Source organism: Amycolatopsis sp. NPDC003861 (assembly GCF_053605405.1).
The window spans coordinates 13,945-34,403 of sequence record NZ_JBSGJD010000047.1 but is presented as its reverse complement, the minus strand read 5'-3'; the positions used below and the strand labels follow the sequence as shown (position 1 = coordinate 34,403).

The following is a 20,459-nucleotide window of genomic DNA, read 5'->3' as shown; positions in this document are numbered from 1 at the left end:
TGCCGGTGCGCCGCGCGCCCATCCGCACGTGGCAGAAATCGAAATCCGCCGTGCCACGCCGGACCAGGCGCTCGCCTTGACCGCACTGGTGCGCGTCCTCGGCGTACCGAGGTTGCTATGCGTCCATTTTGGACGGTTACTCATCGCACGCCGATGCCGCGGACGGTACGGCAGGGCACCGACGATTTCCGCCTCGTGCTTGACCTCCAGTGCGCTCGAAGTTCGAGACTGGGGCCATGAAAGCCGTAGCGTTCACCGAATTCGGCGGGCCCGAAGTGCTCCGCGTCCTCGATCTTCCGGAGCCCCACGCCGGGCCGGGGGAGGTGCGGGTGCGGGTCAAGGCCGCCGGGGTGCAGCCGTTCGATGCCGCCGTTCGGGCCGGGTGGGAGCCGCCGCACCTCGTGCTCGGCTGGCCGCGGGTGCCCGGGAACGAGTTCGCCGGCGTCGTCGACGAGGGCGACCTCGGCGCCGGTACCGAAGTTCTCGGCTTCACCGCCGTGCAGGCCGCCGCCGAGTACGTCGTCGTTCCCGCCACCGATGTCACGCCGAAGCCGCCGGAAATGCCGTGGGAGGTCGCCGGCGGGTTCACCGCCGGGGCGCAGACCGCGTCCATCGCGCTGGAAACGCTGGACCTGCGCGAAGGGGAAACACTGCTGATCCACGGCGCCGCCGGCTCGGTCGGCACCGTCGCCGTGCAGCTCGCCAAGCTGCGGGGCGCCCGGGTGGTCGGCACCGCGAGCGAGGCCAACCAGGACTACCTGCGTGAGCTGGGCGCAACCCCCGTCGTCTACGGCGAAGGGCTGAAGGAGCGCATCCTGGCCGCCGCGCCGCAAGGTGTCGACGTCGTGCTCGACGGGGCCGGCGGAGCGGCGCTGGACGTCTCACTCGAACTGGTGAGAGCGCGGAACCGGATCCTCACCCTCGTCGACCATGACCGGGCCGCCGGGCTCGGGGTGCTCGTCTCGAAGTCCGGACGCTCGGCCGCGCGGCTCGCCGAGCTGGCCGCCCTCTACACCAAGGGCGACTTGCGCTTCCTCGTGCGCCGGGCCTACCCGTACACCGAGGCCGTCGCCGCGCACCGGGAAATCGAAACCGGGCACGGCCGGGGAAAAATAGTTCTCACATTTCCCTGATCGTTCCAGTATGTGGACGCGAAGGCGTTCCCGACTTTGGTCGCTGGAATCCGGCTCGGTCACTCCTTAGATTCTCCCCATTACACCCGGTCGGGTGTCATTCGGTCGAGTGGCCGAGTACCACAGGGAGACATCGATGGTGAGATTCAGCCGGGTCGCCGCGCACGCGGTTCCGCTGACGGTCGGCGCGCTGCTGCTGACGACGGGGGTCTCGGCGGCGCAGCCGTCCACCGTGGACGCTGCGGCCGCGCGCACCGAAGCGGGCATCAACGCGCTGCAGAGCATCAAGAAGAGCCTGAGCTCCGCCGAGCGCAAGCAATCGAGCCAACTCGTCGTCGAGAAGCGGTTGCGGGCCGACCGGTCGCTGGCCGCGAAGCTGCCCGAATACCGCTCCGGCGTCGGCGTCAGCAACACCGGCACCGTCTCGGTCGACATCGCCGCGCAGGGCCAGACCGTCGCGAACGCCATCAAGGCGGCGGGCGGCACCGTGCGCTACGCCGCGCCGGACGGTGCCGTCCGCGCCGACCTGCCGCTGTCCGCCCTGGACGCGATCGCCGGCCGGGCCGACGTCACCGAGGTCAAGCCCGCCGCCCAGGCCACCACCTGGAGCGAGCCCGGCAACCGCGACTTCCGCAAGGCCGCGTCCGCGCAGGCCGCCGCCGCGGCGACGCAGGTGTCCGAAGGGGACAAAGCGCACGGCGCCGACACCGCCCGCACCACCTACGGCGTCAGCGGTTCCGGCGTGAAGGTCTGCGTGCTGTCCGACGGCGTCGACTCCCTGGCGAAGTCGCAGGCGGCCGGCGAGCTGCCCGCGGTGGACGTCCTGTCCGGCCAGAAGGGCAGCGGCGACGAGGGCACCGCGATGCTCGAGATCATCCACGACCTCGCGCCGAACGCGACCCTCGGCTTCGCGACCGCGTTCACCAGCGAAGCCAGCTTCGCCGCGAACATCCGCGCGCTGCGCACCACCGGCAACTGCAAGGTCATCGTCGACGACGTCTCCTACTTCGACGAATCGCCGTTCCAGGACACGCAGGTCGCGCAGGCCGTCAACGACGTGACCGCGGCGGGCGTGCTGTACTTCTCCTCGGCCGGCAACTCGGGCAACGCGACCGACGGCACCAGCGGCTACTACGAGGGTGACTTCCGCGCCTCGTCGTCGAAGATCAGCGGCGTCACCGGCACCCCGCACGACTTCGACCCGAGCAGCACCACGCAGAACTTCGACGCGCTTTCGGCGGGCTCGCTCGGCAAGCCGGTGACGCTGTTCTGGTCCGACCCGTGGGGCAAGTCCGCCAACGACTACGACCTGTTCATCCTGAACTCGTCCGGCAGCGTCGTGGCCTCCAGCGAGAACGCGCAGTCCGGTTCGCAGAACCCGTACGAGATCGCGAGCGTGCCCACCACCGGCTCCGGCTACAAGGTCGCGGTGGTCAAGTACAGCGGCGCCGACCGCTTCCTCGCGCTGAACGTGATCCGCGGCCGGTTCGTGGCTTCGGGCTCGCTCAAGGCGTTCAGCACCAACGGTGTCACGAACGGCCACTCGGCCGCGGTCAACGCGTTCAGCGTGGCGGCGGCCCCGGCGGCGGGCGCGTTCACCCGTCCGCTGGAGACCGGCGACCCGGCCAACCCGGCGGGTCCGTACCCCGGCCTCTACACGGCGTCGAGCAAGTGGGAGCGCTTTTCCTCCGACGGCAAGCGCCGGTTGTTCTACAACGCCGACGGCACGGCCATCACCCCGGGCAACGTCTCCTCGACCGGCGGCACGGTCCGCAACAAGCCGGACATCACCGCGGCCGACGGCGTCGCCACCTCGGTGACGGGCTTCCAGCCGTTCTTCGGGACCTCGGCGGCGGCCCCGCACGCGGCGGCCATCGCGGCCCTGCTGCTGTCGGGCAAGCCGACGGCGACCCCGGCCCAGATCCGCACGGCCCTGGTGTCCTCGGCGATCGACCTGGGCACGCCGGGCTTCGACACGGTGACCGGCAACGGCGTGATCATGGCCGGCCCGGCCCTGGCCGCGCTGGGCGTGGCGGCGAAGTAACGGATGTTCCGCGAAGAGGGCCCGGCACGCGCCGGGCCCTTTTCGTTAGGGTCGGGGCATGGCGAAGACCGCGGTGGTGACCGGAGCCGGTTCGGGGATCGGGCGGGCGGTGGCGCGGGCCCTCCTCGAAGACGGCTATCGGGTGGCGCTGGCCGGGCGGCGGGCCGACGCCCTCGCGGAAACCGCCGCGGGTTTCGAGAACGCCCTGGCCGTACCCACCGATGTTTCCGACGAACACGAGGTCGAAGCCCTCTTCCACGCCGTGCGGGAGCGGTGGGGGCGGCTCGACCTGCTCTTCAACAACGCCGGGATCTCCGCGGGCGGGACCGTGGCCGACCTGTCCGTCGAGGACTGGAAGCGGACCGTCGACGTCAACCTCACCGGGATGTTCCTCTGCGCGCGGCAAGCCGTGCTGGTCATGAAGGACCAGGACCCCCGCGGCGGCCGGATCGTCAACAACGGCTCGATCTCCGCCCACGTGCCGCGGCCCGCCAGCGTCGCCTACACCGCGACCAAGCACGCCGTCACCGGGCTGACCCGGTCGATCTCGCTGGACGGCCGGGCCTGGAACGTCGCCTGCGGGCAGATCGACATCGGCAACGCCGCCACCGAGATGACCGAGCGGATGGCCGCCGGCATCCCGCAGGCCGACGGCCGGGTCCTCGCCGAGCCGACCTTCGACGTCCGGCACGTGGCCGACGCCGTGCGGTACATGGCCGGGCTGCCGCTCGACGCCAACGTCCAGTTCCTCACCGTCACCGCGACGACCATGCCGTTCATCGGCCGCGGTTAGCTGCCTTCCGGGGGGAACGCGATGCAGCTGCTGTTCGAGGGGAACGACGTCGAAGAGCTGGACGAGGTGGTGACCCGCGAGTTCTCGCCCCACTGCCTGCGCGTCGGCCGGGGCGATCCCGCGCCCGGCCGCTTCCGGCGCCTGCACCGGCAGGGGCTGGCGCTCTACGAGCTGGGGTGGGGCCGCCCGGTCGAGGTCGCGGCGGGCGAGCTGCCCGACTTCTACAACGTCCACCTCCCGCTCGTCGGCGAGAGTGCGGTGCGGGTGGCGGGTCGCGAGGTCGCCGCGTCGTGCTCGATCGCCGGGCCCGGGATGACCCTGGGCATGTCCCTGCCGGCCGGGTCGGACACCCTCATCCTGTTCCTGCCGCAGGCCGCGGTGGACAACGCCGTCGCCGAGCAGACCGGTGAACCGCCCGCCGGCGCGCTGCGCTTCACCCCCGCCCTCGCGGACGGCGATCCCGCGGTGGCCGCGTGGCTGGCGACCGCGCGGGCCTTCGCGGAGTTCGCCGCGTCGCCGCTGGCGGCCCGGTCACCACTGGCGGCCGCGCACTTCGAACAGGTCCTTGTGCACGGCCTGGTGGACATCCAGCCGCACGACCACGTCGCCGCCCTGCCCGCCTACGCCCATCCGGCGCTGCCGCGGGTCGTGCGGCGGGCCATGGCGTACTGCGAAGAACACGCGGGCGAGCCGGTCTCGGTCGCGGACATGGCCGCGGCGGCGCGGGTCAGCCCGCGCACCCTCCAGGAGCGCTTCCGCCTCGACTTCGGCACCACCCCGGCGGCCTACCTGCGGCGCGTCCGGCTCGACCGGGTGCACCAGGACCTGCTGCGCATCGCGGACGGTTCGGCGTCCGGGACGGTCGCCGAGGTCGCGACCCGCTGGGGCTTCACGCACCTCAGCCGGTTCGCCGCGTACTACCGCGAGGCGTACGGGCAACTGCCGTCGCGCACCGCCGACCCGGGCCGTTCCGGCAATCCGGAATCCGCGGACCACTCGGCGGAAAACGAATAGAGGGCGCTCACGCGCCGTCCGTACGCTGGACGACGTCCGGGGGGTGTCCATGCCGGCATGGTCCGGGGGGTCCGTGCCGGCATGGACGACTGCGGATCCGCGCTAGGGGATGACCCGCGCCTTCCGGAACTCGTCGAACAGGCGGAAGAACATCTGCTCGGTCTCCACGTACTCGTGGAATCCCGCCCGGCGCGACTTCGACGTGTCGGCGAACATGTCGTAGTCCCAGCCGAACACGAAGTCGCCGAACGCCCACGACGCCGAAACGTCCCCATAGGACGCCGAGAGCCCGTGGTCGGCCGCCATCCGGGTCCACAGTGGACTTTTGTCCGCCATGACGTCCGCGAGGGACATCCGCAGCGGCGGCGCGACGTCGAGGCCGAAGTAGGCCGCCAGTTTCGGCCAGAGCTCGCGCCAGCGGAACAGGTCGCCGTTCGCGATGTTGAAGGCGCCCTGCTGCCCGGTCGCCCAGACCGTCGCCGAGGCCAGGAGGCCCGCGTCGGTCATCTCCAGCAGGCTGTCGTACGCGCCGGGCTTGCCGGGGAAGCGCAGCGGCAGCCCGAGTTCCTTCGAGATCGACGCGTACACCGCGATCACCAGCGCCAGGTTCATCGGGTTGCCCAGTGCCGTGCCGCCGACCACCGACGGCCGGATCGCCGACCACGTCCAGGACCCCGCCCGCCGCTCGAGGAACTGCTGCTGGTCGACGTTGAACTCCGGCGGCATGTGCCCGGCGTCGGTCTCGCGCGCCGGCGTCTTGAACGGCCCGAGGTGCGCGCCGTAGACCTTGTAGCCCTGCATCAGGCTGACGTGCTCCAGGCCGGGCGGGGCCGCGTCGACGAGGTTCGTCAGCATCGCCAGGTTCGGCGGGACCAGCTCCGCCCACGTCGGTTTGTCCTGGTAGGCGGCGTAGAAGAGGTGCGTGGCCGAGGTCAGCGGGGCGAGCTTGGCCCGGGTGTCGGCCGGGTCGAGGAGGTCGACGGCGATCGTGCCCGGGCCGCCGCGCCGGGAGAGGCCGGTGACGTCCCAGCCGTTCGTGCGCAGGTGCTCGGTGAGCGTGCGGCCGATGATCCCGTTCGCTCCGGCGACCAGAGCTGTCTTGCGTTCCATGCCTCCAGGCTCGGCTCACGGATTCGATAAGTCCAAGGCTTAGTTGTCACCAAGTCGATAAACTGAGTTCATGACAAGTCTGCGGCAGCTCGAGTACCTGGTCACGGTGGTCGACACGGGGTCGTTCACCCGCGCCGCCGAGCAGCTGCACGTGACGCAGCCGGCGTTGTCGCACCAGATGCGGGCCCTGGAACGCGGCCTCGGCGGGCCGCTGCTGGAGCGGCTGCCCCGGGCGGTCCGGCTCACGCCGATGGGCCGGGCGATGCTGCCGCACGCGCGGGCGGCGCTGGCCGACGCCGAACGAGCGCGCTGCGCGGCCCGGCTCGCGTCCGGGACGACGGCGGGCGAGCTGCAGGTCGCGACGGTGTATTCGGTCAGCCTGGGCGTGCTGCCGCCCGCGCTGCGGGTGTGGCGGCGCGACCGGCCGGAGGTCGACGTCCGGCTGATCGAGTTCCGGCACGCCGACGAGCTGCGCGAGGCGATGGCCGCGGGCGAGGCCGACGTCGCGCTCGGCCCGCGCCCCGGCGACTGGGCGGGCCCGATGCGGGAGCTGGGGGTGGAGGAGTTCGTGGTCGTGCTGCCGGCGGACGGCGCGACGGAAGGGGACGCCACCGGGGTCGTCGACCTGGCCACCCTCTCCGGCTGCGCCTGGGTGCACTACGCGCCGGGCAACGGCCTGGCGGAACTGGTCGACGCGGCCTGCGCGGCGGCGGGCTTCCGCCCCCGGGCGGCGGTCCGCACCGAGCAGACGGCGGCGGCCCCGATCCTGGCGGCGGCGGGCCTGGGGCCGGCACTGGTGCCGGCGAACGTCCTGCCGGCCCGCTTCGACGGCCGGGTCCTGCGGCCGGCGGTGCCGGTCCGCCGGGTGCTGACGGCGTACACCCGCGCGGCTCCGGACCCGCTGACCGCAGCGTTCATCGAGACGCTCGCCGCGCACGCGACGGTCTAGAACGCCAATTCATGACTCTGAACGGACCAGCGAAGGTTACGAATCGGGCATTCGACGCACAACGGGAGAAAGATCGCGCCCGAGTGGGAGCAGGATGGCAGCCGGTTCTCGCCTGGGACTCGCGGAGGTTCGGATGGGTGCGCAGATCGTCTCGATTTTCCTGCCGGCGGCGCTCGCGCTGGTGATGTTCGGCCTCGGCATGTCGCTGACCCCGGCCGATTTCGCCCGGGTGCTGAAGTATCCCAAGGCCGCGATCGTGGCGCTGGTGTGCCAGATGATCGTGCTGCCGGCCCTTTGCTACGGGCTGGTCGTGCTGTTCGGGCTCAACGGCGTGCTGGCCGTCGGCATGATGTTGCTCGTCGCCTCGCCCGGTGGGACGTCGGCGAACCTGTTCAGCCACCTCGCGGGTGGTGACGTCGCGCTCAACATCACCCTGACCGCGATCAACTCCGTGCTCGCGGTGTTCACGCTGCCGGTGGTGGTCGCGTTGTCGATGGCGCGGTTCATGGCCGGCGACGCGTCGGTCGGGCTGCAGCCCGCGAAGCTGGTGCAGGTGTTCGTGTTCGTGCTGGTCCCGGTGGCGATCGGCATGTTGGTCCGGCGCCGCTCCCTCGCCTGGACCGAGAAGATGCAGAAGCCGGTGAAGATCGCGTCGATCGTCGTGCTGGCGCTGGCGATCATGTTCTCCATCATCGGGAACTTCAAGCTGCTGCTGGAGAACGCCGACACGCTCGCGCCGGTGGCGTTGCTGCTTTCCGTGCTGAGCCTGGCGATCGGCTACGGCGTGCCGCGGCTGCTGCGGGTCGAGCGGCAGCAGGCGATCGCGTCCGCCATGGAGATCGGCATCCACAACGCCGCGCTGGCCATCACCGTCGCCATGTCGGTGCTCGGCAGCGAGGCGATGGCGGTCCCGGCCGGCGTCTACGGCTCGGTGATGTTCGTGCCCGCCGCGCTGGCCGCCTACGCGTTGAGCCGCAAGCGTTCCAAGGTCATGAGCGTCACGGGCGTCTGAGGTCTTCGGTGTTCCCGAGCCGGTGACGCCAGGGATGGTCCTCGTCGAGGGCTTCCGCGAGCCAGCGGCGCCCGCCAGGTAAGGGATTCCACCGGCCGAGACGCCGCCCAGCGACGCGATCCGGCGGCGCACCGCGGGGTTGCGGCGGGAGACCCACTCGTCGCCCTCGGCCTTGTCCAGCATGAACTGGATCCGCCACGGCGCGGCCGCCGACGGGCGGCACTGGTCACCGACAGCGCGGCTCATCGAGCGCGGTGCGGTGAAGGTGCACCTGATCGGCGGCCGCCCGTGCGCTTCGGTGACCTCCGTAGTGACCTCGCCGACTTTCCCGACCCGGATTTCACTCCGGCAACGCAGGGACGCCGGTTCCCAGCTCACGAGACGCCGATCCCCGCGAGAACCGGGCCGGTGAACGGCGTGGCCGGGACGTCGTCGACCCGCGAGCCCCAGACCGCGTGGCCGTGGCCGGTCCACAGGGGGGCCACCGGCAGGTCGCGCAGGAGCTGGTTCTCCGCCAGGCGGTACAGCTCGCCCGCCTCCTCCGGGGTGGCCGCCGCGTCCGCCAGGGCCAGGTTCTGGCGGAAGACCTCGTCCGCGTAGCCCGACTCCGCCGCCAGGCGGGACAGCAGTTCGTACGGGCTCGCCGTGGCCAGTTTGACGTCCAGGGTGGCCGGTCCGTCGAGCCGGCCCGTGCCCGGGGCGGCCTGTGCCGTCACGGAAACGTCCAGTGCCTTGTGCAATCCGACCACCAGGGTGCGCGTCCACGCCTCCGCGCCGGGTCCGAAGTAGACGGTTGCGCCGCCGGGGAAGGCCGCCTGCTTCAGCAGGGCCTTGCCGGCCGCCGCGTCGAAGCTGCAGGGGCGGCAGGTGCCCGTGCGCTCGCCCGGGGCGTCGGAGGGCGGCAGCATCGCCTTGGCCGGGTCGACCTGGTGCGCGAGCGGGCCTGCCTCCAGGGCCGCCCGGTCCACACCGAGGGCGAAGCCGTGGCGGACCGTCGCGTCGGCGAAGCGGGGGTTGCCCACCGGGAACGCCAGGTAGCCCGCCTCGGGCAGGGCCCAAGACGCGTGGCGGTCGGCGAAGTCGCCGTGCATGGCCTCGTGCCGTTCGCCCGGGACCTCGGTCGCCAGGTCGAGCGTGCCCGCCTTGACCGCGTCGTACTGGGCCGCCGGCTCGCCGACCCGCAGCTCGATCTCCTCGGCCTTCCCGGTGCCGACGCGTTTGAGCGTGCCGCCCGAGCCCGGGTGCCAGCCGCCGTCCAGGCGGTACGGGCCGTTGCCGATCGGCGCCATCGCGAACCCGTCCCAATCTCCGGAAGCCAGCACCGAGGCCGGCAGCGGGACCAGGCCCGGCGCGGCGAGCAGCGCGGGCACCTGGCCGGACGGCCGGTCGAGGGTCAGCGCGATCGTGTCCGGGGCCGCCGCCTTGATCTCGCGGGCGCGCAGGAGCTTCGTCAGCACCAGGGAGGACACCCAGTGCGCCGCCGCGACCGCCCGCCAGGTGTCCACATAGGACTGTGCGGTGACCGGGGTGCCGTCGTGGAACGTCGCCGGCCGCAACTTGACCGTCCAGTGCACCCGGTCGGTGCTCTCGATCGACGCCGCCGCGCGCGGGGTGACCTTCCCGGACGCCGCGTCGTAGTCGGCGAGCGGCGTCCACAGCGCGCCGGTCACCAGCCGGCCCGCTTGGTCGGCGAGGTCGGCCGGCAGCAGCGTCGCGGGCTCCCGGATGCCGACGGTCAGCACCCCGGGCCGGGCGGGGCCGGATCCCGAACAGCCCGTGACGGCGAGGACCACGACAGTGAGCAGGACGAACAGGCGCATGCGCCAGTCTTATCAGTCAGGAGGCAACGAAAGACGGTTGTGTCCGGTTGATCTCCGTCGTACCGTTCGGTGGGTCACGCTCGGAGCGTTCTGGGAGGTTTCGCGTGCGCACCTGGTTGCGGTCGTGCTTCGCCGCCGTCACCGTCAGCGCCACGCTGGTCGCGACCGGGCTGCCGGCCGCGGCCTGCGGCGAGGACGACAAGCCCGCGACCCCGGCCGCCCGCACGGCGGGTGACCCGGGCGCGATCAAGAACGTCAAGGCCGTCGGCAACGTGCCCGACGCCGCCGGCGCCATCTCGATCGGTTTCCTCGACTACGGCCGCCGGGACGTCATGGTCGTGTCCGGCGAGTTCGGGCTCAAGGTCTACGACCTGACGAAGAACCCGGCCGCGCCGAAGCTGGTCGGGCAGGTCAGCCTGCCGGGCCTGTGGGAGACCGAGGACACCGAGGTCGACCAGGACCGCAAGCTGGTCTTCCTGTCCCGCGACCCGCGCGCCTACGGCGGCACCACCCACACCGGCGAGTCCGGGATCTACGTCGTCGACGTCTCGAAGCCCGAGGCCCCGGCGATCCTCAGCTACGTGAAGGTGCCGGCCGGCCACACCACCAGCTGCGTCGACGGTTGCCGCTACCTCTGGACCGGCGGCCCGGCCAAGGCCGACGACCAGCCGGCCGACTGGGGCGGGCGGCCGATCTGGGTCACCGACCTCCGCGACCCGAAGCACCCGAAGGTGAACCCGCAGCCGATCGAGCTGGCCCGCAACGACGGCAAGACCGACTACGTGCACGACGTGCAGGTCGACGCCGACGGCGTGGCCTGGGTGTCCGGCCGCGGCGGCGTCCGCGGCTATTGGACGTCCGGCATCCACCGCGACCCGCTGTCCGGCAAGATCCGCCGCGCGACGGCGCACGAGCCGATCCCGTACGCGGGCGGCGGCATCGCCGAGACGGCGGCGCCCTCGCGGTTCATGCACAACAGCTTCCACCCGGCCGGCCACCGCATCGGCGACGGCGCGTGGCGCGGCCAGGACCTGATCTACGCGACGGAGGAGAACTTCGTCGACGGCTGCGCGGGCGACGGCGTCCTGACGATCTCGTCGTTGAAGGGCTCTTACCACGGGGAAGGCTGGCGTTCGACGCCGGAGCAGCCGTTCCGGTTGCCGAGCGTCGGAACGTGGAGCGTCAACGGCCAGGAGGGCAGCGACCCGGCCTCCGACGACTGCTCGGCGCACTACTTCGACGTCCGCGGCAAGATCCTGGTCCAGTCGTTCTACGCGCAGGGCACCCGGTTCCTCGACGTCAGCGACCCGACGAACCCGCGGCAGATCGCCTACTACCGCCCGGCCGACGCGAGCGCGTGGGCGCCGTACTGGCACGGGAAGTACGTGTACGTGGCCGACAACACCCGCGGCATCGACGTCCTGCAGCTCACGAAGTAGCCGGGGCCGGGGCCGCCGTGCTGGTGCTCGGCCACCCGGTGCTCCGCCCACAGCGCGGCGAACTCCGCCGACCGCGTGCACAGTTCCCCGGCGAGCCGGGCCAGTGCGTCGTCCGCGGGGCCGGACCGCAGGACGGCGACGACGCCGGCGGCGATCCGCGCCCAGTCGCGGTACACCACCCGGGCCCGCGTGGTTGATCGCGAGCACCTCCAGGCGCGGGCCGTGGATGACGGCCGGCACGGCCAACGCACCGATCATCGACCGCAACGCGGGCCGGGCGCGCGGGGGAGCGGGCACGGCGTGGCTGCCGGGCTGCAGCAGTGAACGGAGGTAGCGGGTCTCGACGTCGTCGAGCCGCAGGGCCCGGGCGATCGCGGCCGGCACCTGGCCGGAGACGTTGCCGGCGCGGCCCTGCTCGAGCTTGACGTAGTGGACGCTGACCCCGGCGAGGCCGGCGACCTCCTCGCGGCGCAGCCCGGGTACGCGCCGGCTCGTCGCCGGGCTGGGCAGGCCCACGTCCTCGGGCGACAGCGCCGCCCGCCGCGGGGTATGGCCGTACGGCGACCTGACCCTGGCCTGCGTGTTGCCGCCCGCCCAGGACTGGAAATACTCGGCGGCCCGGGCGCCGCGGCCCAGCCGCAGTTCGGCGACGTCGACGCGAGCCTGGCCGTGAACGGCTACAACCACGTCTGCCTGTCGGTGGCCAACGTCGACGAGACCCTGGCCGAGCTGCGCAAGCGCGGCGTCGAAATCGTCAACCCGCCGTTCGAGATCGCCGACATCAGCGCGCGGCTCGCGTTCTTCCGCGACCCGTGGGGCAACATGTTCGAGCTGTCCGAGCGCGTCGGGTGAGCCGCCGGAGGCCGCCGCGGTCCGGCTCGGCGGCGGCCTCCGGCGTGTTCTACTGCCGCAGCCAGACCGCGATGTCCGTCGGCAGCGTGTCGGTGACTTCGCCGCTGGCCAGCAGGATTTCGCCCGGCGGCAACTGCACCGGTTCCGGGGAGAAGTTCAGCGCGAACGTGAACCCCCGCCGGAACGCCAGCACGCCTTCCCCCAGCGAGAGCCATTCCAGCTCGGCCGCGGGGAAGTCCCGCCGCAGCCGGAGCCCGGTGCGGTACAGCGACAGCATCGACGCCGGGTCCGCCGCCTCCGCCTCGGCCGTGTAGTCCCGCCACGAAGCGGGCTGCGGCAGCCAGGCTTCGCCGCTGCCGAAGCCGAACGGGGGCTCGGACCCCGACCACGGGATCGGCACGCGGCAGCCGTCGCGGCCCGGGTCGGTGCCGCGGGTGCGGGCGAAGACCGGGTCCTGGCGCAGCTCGTCCGGGATGTCCAGGACCTCCCACAGCCCCAGCTCCTCGCCCTGGTAGACGTACAGCCCGCCGGGCAGGGCGAGCGTCAGGAGCGCCGCCGCGCGGGCTCGGCGGGTGCCCAGCCCGAGGTCGACCGGGGCCGAGTGCAGCCGGTTCGCGAACGAGAAACCCGTGTCGCCTTCGCGGCCGTAGCGGGTGACGTGGCGGGTGACGTCGTGGTTCGACAGCACCCAGGCCGCCGGGGCGCCGACCTCGTCGTGCGCCTTCAACGTCCGGTCGATCACGTCCCGGAAGCGCTTGCTGTCCCACGGGCAGACCAGGAAGTCGAAGTTGAACGCCGAATGCAGCTCGTCGCGGCGCAGGTAGCGCGCCGCCCGGGACATGTCCGGCAGCCACATCTCGCCGACCAGCACCCGCTCGCCGCCGTAGCTGTCGGCGATCTTGCGCCACGAGCGGTAGATCTCGTGCAGGCCTTCCTGGTCGGAGAACGGCGTCTCGTCGCCGTCGTCGACGTCGGGCAGGTGCGGGTCCTTGACCAGGCCGTCGGCGACGTCGATGCGGAAGCCGTCCACCCCGCGGTCGAACCAGAAGCGCAGCACGTCCTCGAACTCCGTGCGGATCTCCGGGTTGTCCCAGTTGAAATCGGGCTGGCGGGAGCTGTAGAGGTGCAGGTACCACTCGCCGTCCGGGACGCGCGTCCACGCGGACCCGCCGAAGCGCGACTTCCAGTTGTTGGGCGGCTCGCTGCCGTCCGGGCCGCGGCCGGGGCGGAACCAGAACCGCTGCCGCTCCGGCGATCCCGGGCCCGCGGCCAGCGCGGCCTGGAACCAGCGGTGCTCGTCGGAGCAGTGGTTGGGCACGATGTCGATGATCACCCGGATGCCCCGGGTGTGGGCTTCGGCGATCAGGTCCTCCGCCTCGGCGAGGGTGCCGAAGAGCGGTTCGATGTCGCGGAAGTCGGCGACGTCGTAGCCGCCGTCGTCCATCGGGGACGGGTACCACGGCGTGAACCAGATCGCGTCGATCCCCAGGTCGGCCAGGTGGTCCAGCCGGGCGCGGACGCCGGCGAGGTCGCCGACGCCGTCGCCGTTGCCGTCCGCGAAGCTGCGGATGTACACCTGGTAGATCGCCGCGCTCCGCCACCAGCCGGTCTTGTCGGTCACGTAGGTGCCCCTTCTGGTCGTCGTGGAAAACTCAGCCCTTGATGCTGCCGGCGGTCAGCCCGGCGAGGATCTGCCGCTGGAAGGCCAGGAACAGCGCCACCATCGGCAGGCTGGCCAGCACCATCCCGGCGACGAGCACGTTGAGCGGCATGTCGATCGCCACCCGCTGCAGCATCACCGAAAGCGTCTGCTTTTCGGTGTCCGGGAACACCAGCAGCGGCCAGATGAAGTCCTTCCACGCGGCGACCACCGCGAGGATCGACACCACGGCCAGGATCGGCCGCGAAATCGGCAGGATGATCCGCCAGAGCGTGCGCACCGGCCCGGCGCCGTCGATGCGCGCCGCCTCGATCAGCTCGTCGGGGATCTGGTCGAAGAACCGCTTCAGCAGGTAGATGTTGAACGCGTTCGCCGCCGCGGGCAGCCAGACCGCGGCCGGCGAGTTGATCAGGTTGAGGTGCAGCAGCGGCAGGTCCGTCACCGTCACGTACGTCGGGACGAGCAACGCCGTGGCCGGCAGCATCAGCGTGGCCAGCATCAGCCCGAGCACGACGTTGCCGAATTTCGGCCGCAGCTTCGACAGCGCGAACGCGGCCGGGACGTCGATGGCCAGCTGCGCCAGCCACGCGCCGCCGGCGACGATCAGCGTGTTGAGGAAGTACTTGCCCAGGCTGAGCTGGCTCCAGGCGTCGGCGAAGGTCTCCGGGTGCCACTCGCGCGGGACGAGCGTCGCCGGTGTCTGCGCCAGTTCCTGCGGTGACTTCATCGCGCCCGTCACGACCCAGTAGAGCGGGAACATGAAGGCGAGGATGAACACGGCGAGCGTGGCGGCGAAGACGACGGCGTAGACGAGCTTGCCGCGCGGGCTGCGCAGCGCGCCGGGGGAGACTAGGGTTCTCATGCTTGGTCCGCCTTCCGCGTCAGCCGGACGTACCACGCCGAGAACACGCCCAGCGCCACGAACAGCAGCAGGCTCATCGCGCTCGCCGAGCCGAAGTCGTTGTAGACGAAGGCGTACCGGTAGAGCAGCAGGAGCACGGTCACCGTGGAGTCGTCCGGGCCGCCGCCGGTCATCACGTACGGCTCGGTGAACACCTGCATGGTCGCGACGACCTGCAGGAGCAGGAGCACCAGCAGGACGAACCGGGTCTGCGGGAACGTCACGTGCCGCAGGCGTTTCCACAGCCCGGCGCCGTCGAGCTCCGCGGCTTCGTAGAGCTCGCCGGGGATCGTGCCGAGCGCGGCGAGGTAGATGAGCGTGGTGCTGCCCATGTTGGCCCACGTCGAGACGAACACCAGGCTGAGCATCGCGGTGCCGCTCGAATCCAGCCACTGGCCGCCGGGGAGGCCGGCCGCGCCGAGCGCGGAGTTGAACAGGCCGGGACCCGGGTCGTAGAACCACTTCCACATCAGCGCGGTGACCACGGGCGGCAGCATCACCGGCAGGTAGACGGCGAGCCGGAAGAACGCCTTGGCGTGGCGGAGTTCGTTGAGCAGCACCGCGGTGAGGAACGGGACGGCGAAACCGAAGACCAGCGCGAGCCCGGTGAACAGCAGCGTGTTGCGCCAGGCGACACCGAAGAGCGGGTCTTCGAAGAGCCGCGTGAAGTTGTCGAAGCCGACCCATGTCGGCGCGTTGACGAAGTCGACCTGCTGGAAGCTCAGCAGCACCCCGCGCACGATCGGGTACCAGGAGAACAGCGCGAACACCACGAGTGCGGCGCTGAGCAGGCCGTACGCGGTGACGTTCTCCTTGAGCTTGCGCTTCAGCCGGGTCCGGTTCGCCGCCGTTGCGGCCGGGCGCCCGGCCCGCGACGGTTTCGCCGCGGGCCAGGCGAGCAGGCTACTTGACCTGGGCGAGGACACTGTTGACCTTCGACGACGCCGACGACAGCTGCTGATCGAGGTTGGCGTTCTGGTCGGTGAGGACGGCCTGCATGACGCTGTCGAGCGCGGCGTAGATCTGCTGCGCGTTCGGCGGCTCGATGCTGCCCTTGATCTTGCTGGTGGTGTCTACATAGGACTGGAAGTTCTTGGCGGGGACGTTGGCGTACTTGGCCTTGAGGGCCAGCTGCTGCTCGCGGACCGAGCCGGTCCAGACGTCCGGGGTCGGCTCGGCGGGCAGGCCGACCGGCTGCTTGCCGTCGACGTACTGCTGGATGTGCTTCTCGAAGCGGTCCGGGTTGAGGTACTTCCACTGGATCCACTCGAGGCCGGCTTTGACCTTCTCCGGCGAGGCCTTCGGGTTGATCATGTAGCCCTCGCCGCCGAGCAGGGTGCCCTGGCCGCCGGGCATGCCCGCGATGCCGTAGTCCTCGTACTTGCCGTTGAACTGCTTGACCAGCACGGGAACGTTGTCCGGGGCGGCCATGTACATGCCGAGCTGGCCGGCGCCCATCATGCGCTGGACGTCCTGCGCTTCGAGCAGCTGCTTGGCGCCCATGGAGTTGTCGGTCCAGCGCATGTCGTGCAGGTACTGCAGGGCTTGCTTGCCCTTCTCGTTGGCGAAGTCGGCGACCCACTTGTCGCCGTCCTTGCGGGCGATGTCGCCGCCCATCGAGTACAGCCAGCCAGTGAGGTGCCAGCCGCCCTGGTTGTTCTTGCTGTAGTCGGCGTACCCGACGACGCCGTTGCCGAGCGCGGAGATCTTCTTCGCGGCTTCGCGCACTTCGTCCCAGGTCTGCGGCGGCTTGTCCGGGTCGAGCCCGGCCTTCTGGAACAGCGGGCGGCTGTAGAGCAGGCCCATCGTGTAGTTCATGGTGGGCAGGCCGTAGAGCTTGCCGCTGGAGTCGCGGAAGTTGTCGAGGAGTTCCGGCTTGATGTCGCTGACGTGCGGAACGCTCTTCGCCGCTTCCGTGATGTCGGCGGCTTGGTGGCGGGCGATGATCTGCGCTGGATCGGTGAAGTAGACGTAGTAGACGTCTTCGAGCTGCCCGCCGGCGAGCTTGGCGGAAAACGTCTTGGGGTCCATGAACCCTTCGTGCGGATCGATGTCGATGTTCGGGTGCGAAGCCTCGAACTCCTTGACGTCGGCGTCGAACACGCTGCGCTCGAACGGCTGGCTGGTCGGCGGCTGCCCGGTGACGGTGATCTTCACCTTGCCGCCGGTCTGGGCGGCGGTGTCGCCGTCTCCGCAGGCGGTGGCGGTGAGGGCAAGCCCGCCGGCGGCGAGCAGGCAGAACATCCGTCGGGTGGCGGTTCTGGACCAGGGACTGCTCATCTCAAGCCTCTTCTCGGGGTCGCGACGGCTGTCACGTGATTGCGGTCACTCTAAAGTGGTAGACCGGATCGGCGCAATAAGGCGACGAGAAGTTGCAAGTTACGAACAGGACGCGCGGCAGCGTGAGCGCGCGAAAAAGCGCGACGGCTCGCGAGCCGTCGCGCCTCTGAGGGGTCGGACGTCAGTCGATGCGGCGCGCGGTCGAGCCCCGCACCACCAGCTCCGGCGCGAACAGCAGCTCCTCGGCTGCCACCTCGCCCCCGTTGATCCGCTTGACCAGCAGCTCGACCACCGCGCGGCCCATGGCCTCGATCGGCTGCCGCGTGGTCGTCAGGGGCGGGTCGGTGCAGTTCATCAGGGCCGAGTCGTCGTACCCGACCACCGAAATGTCCTCCGGCACCGACAGCCCCTGCCGCCGCGCTGCCCGCACCGCGCCCAACGCCAAGAGGTCACTCGCGCACAGCACCGCCGTCGCCCCTCGCGGGTACAACCGGGCCGCCGCCGCGTGGCCGCCTTCGATCGAAAACATCCCGTGCTCGACCAGCTCGTCCAGCACCGGCAGGCCCAGCTTCGCCGCGTACGACCGGAACGCCTCGAGCTTGCGCTGCGACGGGACGTGGTCCGACGGGCCCAGCACCAGGCCGATCTTCTCGTGCCCGAGCGAGCTCAGATGCCCGACGACCTGCTCCACCGCCACCGCGTCGTCGCACGACACCTGGGGCAGCCCGAGGTGGTCGACCGCCGCGTTGATCAGCACCGTCGGCAGCCGCCGCTCCACCAGGTGGTGGTAGTGGGAGTGGACCGCGTCCGCCTGCGCGTATAGCCCGCCGGCGAACACCACGCCGGACACCTGCTGCTGCAGCAGCAGCTCGACGTACTCCGCCTCGGACACCCCGCCCGCGGTCCGCGTGCAGAGCACCGGCGTGAACCCCTGCTGGGCGAGGGCGTTGCCCATGATCTCGGCCAGCGCCGGGAAGATCGGGTTCTGCAGCTCCGGCAGCACCAGCCCGACCAGCCGGGCGCGCTCGCCGCGCAGCTGGGTGGGCCGCTCGTAGCCCATCACGTCCAGTGCGGTGAGCACGGCGGCGCGGGTGCTCGCGGACACCCCGGAGCGGCCGTTGAGCACCCGGCTGACCGTGGCTTCGCTGACCCCGACCTGGCGGGCGACTTCGGCAAGACGACGCGTCATGGTCGAAACTTTACAGCAACTCGGCGCAAAAGTAAGACAAGCCCGGACCGGTGGCGACACCGGTCCGGGCTCGGAGACTACGCGGCCGCGACCTCGAACTCCGACACCTGACCGGCGGGCCAGCCGGTGTTGCCGGTGAACGTCAGCCGCACGAACCGCTGGGACGTCGTCGCGAACGACGCCGACGCCGTGTTGCCGGACGCCGGGTCGAACGTGTAGCCGCGCGCACCCACCAGCGTCGTGTATGCGCCGCCGTCGGTGCTGCCTGAGATCGTCACTGTCTGGGTGCGCGCGCCCCACGCCGAGGACGGCGGCAGTTTCAGCGTCACCTTGTTGATCGACGCCGCCGCGCCGAGGTCCACCGTCAGCGTCTGCGGGAACGCGTTGTTCGCGCTCTCCCAGTACGAATTCGCGTCACCGTCGTTCGCGTTCGACGGCGGGAAGCCGCCCTGCGCGCCGGACGCGCCGATCGCCTTGCCGCGCGCCAGGTTGGTGCCGGACTGCGGGGGCTGCGGCGGGCCCGAGTTCGGCGCGGGCCAGGTCGAACAGTCGCCCCAGGTGCCGGTCCAGCCGCTGTTGCCCGAGCCGCTGAAGGTCATGCGCGGGATCGACGTCGGGTACGGGCAGTTGTACGTCCCGGTGACGCCGACGCCGGACGCCGTCAGGTTGCTGATCGACACCGCACCCTGCGTCTGGGACTGCGCGACGAACGTGCCGGCGCCCTGCACCGTGACGCCGTCGATGGTGATGCCCTGGATCGGCTTCCCCGCGCCGTTGCCGTCGATGAACTGGATGGCCTCGTACGGGCTCTGGATCGCGGTGAAGCCGGTGACGCGGATGGTCACGCCGGTGATCGCCTGGTCGCGGGCGTCGAACCAGAGCGCGCCGACGCCGAACTGCCAGTTCGGGTCGAGCGCGCCGGCCCGCAGCGCGGTGTTGTTCGACAGCGTCACCGTGCCGGACAGCGGTACCGAGCTGAACCGGTTCGCGACCAGGTAGCCGCCGCCGAGGGCGTTGGTGTCCTGGACGAGGTTGCCGCTCACGGTGTTGTTCGAGCCGCCGTACAACGCGATGCCGTTGGCCAGGTTCGGCTGCACGACCGTGTTGTTCACCAGCGAGTTGCCCGAGTCGGCCTGGCCGTTGGACCACAGGGCGAGGCCGTCGTCGCCGTTGTTGCGCAGGTAGTTGTTGCGCAACGTCGAGTTCGTGACGGCGCCGTCGAAGTTGACGCCGTCGGCCTGCGTGTCGAGGATGCGGTTGTTCTCGATGGTGACGTTCGACGAAGCGCCGTTCATCAGCCATAGCCCGCATTTCGTGTCCTGGATCCACAGACCGCTGACGACCGAGCCGGTGCCCAGGACGCCGTGGAAGGCGTTGTCGGGGCTGCCGTCGTTGCGCTCGGTCACGTCACCGAACACGGCGAAGTCGTAGAGCTTGATGTTCCCGGACGCGCTGCCGTTGTTGAAGATGTTGTTGCCGTGCAGCACGGTGTACCACTGACCCGCGCCGCGGACCGTGGTCTGGTCGATCTGCAGCGCCGACCCGATTTCGAACCGCCCGGACGGCACCCACACCTCACGCCCTTGCGAGCGCGCGGCCGAAAGGGCGTTGCGGAACGCCTGCGAGTCGTCCGACGAGTCGTTCGCCGTGGCGCCGTAGTCGGTCACCGACAGCGCGTTCGCCGGTTTCGTGCCCGCGCCGCCGACCTGCTCGAAGTCGGCGAGGTCGATGGTCGCCTGACCGACGTCACCGGAGTCGGCCTGCACGCGCACCTTCGCGCCCGCCGCCAGGTTCTGGCCCAGCAGGAGCCGGGCGTCGTCGAAGAAGTGGTGCGTCTTCGCGCCGGGGATCCAGCCGGTGTCCACGTAGGAATAGCGGGAGGTGACCGGCAGCGCCAGCCTGGTCCCGTTGACCGACACCGTGAGGCGGCCGGACGAGCCGTCCGGGACGTTGTAGTGGACGTTGATCGAGTTGGCCGCGGCGGGCAGCGTGAACTCGACGTACTGGCCGGTCGTGATCCGGACCGCCTGCCGCCCGGACGCTTCCGAGGCGATCGACGCCTGGGTGTAGTCGGGGCCGACAGCCGAGCCGTTGGTCGCCGAGCACTCGGCCTCGACGGTCCGGAACGGCACGCTCGCGCCGCCGGACGCCGTCGTCGGGCAGGTCGCCGCGGCGGCCGGGGTGGCGCCGGACAGCACGGTCAGGCCGGACGCGGCGAGCGCGGCGGCGAGCAACGCCGGGATGCGGGACATCGTCATCACCT

17 protein-coding genes are annotated in these 20,459 nt (G+C 71.1%); 8 read left to right on the top strand and 9 right to left on the bottom strand.

The window, feature by feature from the left end; all coding sequences use genetic code 11:
* Positions 1-236: 236 nt before the first annotated feature.
* The 4 genes from ACWEVN_RS14950 to ACWEVN_RS14935 all read left to right on the top strand — a co-directional run bounded on the left by ACWEVN_RS14950 (position 237) and on the right by ACWEVN_RS14935 (position 4,984).
* The gene (locus tag ACWEVN_RS14950) at positions 237-1,133 is read left to right on the top strand and encodes an NADP-dependent oxidoreductase (protein ID WP_452051592.1); all 897 of its coding nucleotides are present in this window, start codon (positions 237-239) and stop codon (positions 1,131-1,133) included.
* Positions 1,134-1,269: 136 nt separating this feature from the next.
* The gene (locus tag ACWEVN_RS14945) at positions 1,270-3,177 is read left to right on the top strand and encodes a S8 family peptidase (protein WP_449686385.1); all 1,908 of its coding nucleotides are present in this window, start codon (positions 1,270-1,272) and stop codon (positions 3,175-3,177) included.
* A 58-nt stretch (positions 3,178-3,235) separates the two neighbouring features.
* On the top strand, positions 3,236-3,970 hold the full coding sequence (locus tag ACWEVN_RS14940) for an SDR family oxidoreductase (protein ID WP_452051591.1): 735 nt from the start codon (positions 3,236-3,238) through the stop codon (positions 3,968-3,970).
* 21 nt (positions 3,971-3,991) lie between these two features.
* On the top strand, positions 3,992-4,984 hold the full coding sequence (locus ACWEVN_RS14935; RefSeq protein ID WP_452051590.1) for an AraC family transcriptional regulator: 993 nt from the start codon (positions 3,992-3,994) through the stop codon (positions 4,982-4,984).
* 102 nt (positions 4,985-5,086) lie between these two features.
* Here ACWEVN_RS14935 and ACWEVN_RS14930 read toward each other — a convergent pair whose 3' ends face one another.
* Positions 5,087-6,094, bottom strand: coding sequence for an SDR family oxidoreductase (locus tag ACWEVN_RS14930; RefSeq protein ID WP_452051589.1), 1,008 nt, complete (start codon positions 6,092-6,094; stop codon positions 5,087-5,089).
* Positions 6,095-6,164: 70 nt separating this feature from the next.
* Between ACWEVN_RS14930 and ACWEVN_RS14925 the strand changes: the two genes are divergently transcribed.
* Together ACWEVN_RS14925 and ACWEVN_RS14920 are read left to right on the top strand one after the other, a co-directional pair.
* A complete protein-coding gene (locus tag ACWEVN_RS14925) occupies positions 6,165-7,043 on the top strand; it encodes a LysR family transcriptional regulator (RefSeq protein ID WP_449686389.1) in 879 nt (292 codons plus the stop codon).
* 133 nt (positions 7,044-7,176) lie between these two features.
* Positions 7,177-8,055: a bile acid:sodium symporter family protein gene (locus tag ACWEVN_RS14920; RefSeq protein ID WP_452051588.1), complete on the top strand. Its 879-nt coding sequence runs from the start codon at positions 7,177-7,179 to the stop codon at positions 8,053-8,055.
* 374 nt (positions 8,056-8,429) lie between these two features.
* Here ACWEVN_RS14920 and ACWEVN_RS14915 read toward each other — a convergent pair whose 3' ends face one another.
* Positions 8,430-9,875, bottom strand: coding sequence for a peptide ABC transporter substrate-binding protein (locus ACWEVN_RS14915; RefSeq protein ID WP_452051587.1), 1,446 nt, complete (start codon positions 9,873-9,875; stop codon positions 8,430-8,432).
* Between the two features lie 104 nt (positions 9,876-9,979).
* Here ACWEVN_RS14915 and ACWEVN_RS14910 point away from each other — a divergent pair, with 104 nt between their 5' ends.
* On the top strand, positions 9,980-11,314 hold the full coding sequence (locus tag ACWEVN_RS14910; RefSeq protein ID WP_452051586.1) for an LVIVD repeat-containing protein: 1,335 nt from the start codon (positions 9,980-9,982) through the stop codon (positions 11,312-11,314).
* Here ACWEVN_RS14910 and ACWEVN_RS14905 read toward each other — a convergent pair.
* Positions 11,209-11,493, bottom strand: coding sequence for an MmyB family transcriptional regulator (locus ACWEVN_RS14905; RefSeq protein ID WP_452051585.1), 285 nt, complete (start codon positions 11,491-11,493; stop codon positions 11,209-11,211). The genes ACWEVN_RS14910 and ACWEVN_RS14905 overlap by 106 nt on opposite strands.
* A 250-nt stretch (positions 11,494-11,743) precedes the next feature.
* Here ACWEVN_RS14905 and ACWEVN_RS14900 point away from each other — a divergent pair, with 250 nt between their 5' ends.
* Positions 11,744-12,166: a VOC family protein gene (locus ACWEVN_RS14900; RefSeq protein ID WP_452051584.1), complete on the top strand. Its 423-nt coding sequence runs from the start codon at positions 11,744-11,746 to the stop codon at positions 12,164-12,166.
* Between the two features lie 49 nt (positions 12,167-12,215).
* Here the strand turns inward: ACWEVN_RS14900 and ACWEVN_RS14895 are convergent, their stop codons facing one another.
* From ACWEVN_RS14895 to ACWEVN_RS14870, 6 genes are all read right to left on the bottom strand, one after another.
* Positions 12,216-13,787, bottom strand: a complete 1,572-nt coding sequence (locus ACWEVN_RS14895; protein ID WP_452051583.1) for a glycoside hydrolase family 13 protein — start codon at positions 13,785-13,787, stop codon at positions 12,216-12,218.
* A gap of 31 nt (positions 13,788-13,818) precedes the next feature.
* Complete coding sequence (locus tag ACWEVN_RS14890; RefSeq protein ID WP_452051582.1) at positions 13,819-14,688, bottom strand: carbohydrate ABC transporter permease; 870 nt, start codon at positions 14,686-14,688, stop codon at positions 13,819-13,821.
* Positions 14,685-15,653, bottom strand: a complete 969-nt coding sequence (locus ACWEVN_RS14885) for a carbohydrate ABC transporter permease (protein ID WP_449686397.1) — start codon at positions 15,651-15,653, stop codon at positions 14,685-14,687. The genes ACWEVN_RS14890 and ACWEVN_RS14885 overlap by 4 nt, the downstream gene beginning before the upstream one ends.
* Positions 15,631-17,007, bottom strand: a complete 1,377-nt coding sequence (locus ACWEVN_RS14880) for an ABC transporter substrate-binding protein (protein WP_452051581.1) — start codon at positions 17,005-17,007, stop codon at positions 15,631-15,633. Before ACWEVN_RS14880 ends, ACWEVN_RS14885 begins: the two co-directional genes overlap by 23 nt.
* A gap of 181 nt (positions 17,008-17,188) precedes the next feature.
* Positions 17,189-18,196 (bottom strand): LacI family DNA-binding transcriptional regulator, encoded by a 1,008-nt coding sequence (locus tag ACWEVN_RS14875; RefSeq protein ID WP_449686399.1) that lies wholly within the window; start codon positions 18,194-18,196, stop codon positions 17,189-17,191.
* A 77-nt stretch (positions 18,197-18,273) separates the two neighbouring features.
* Positions 18,274-20,454 carry a discoidin domain-containing protein gene (locus ACWEVN_RS14870; protein ID WP_452051580.1) on the bottom strand — a complete coding sequence of 727 codons (2,181 nt, stop codon included), beginning with the start codon at positions 20,452-20,454 and terminating at the stop codon, positions 18,274-18,276.
* Positions 20,455-20,459 lie beyond the last annotated feature (5 nt).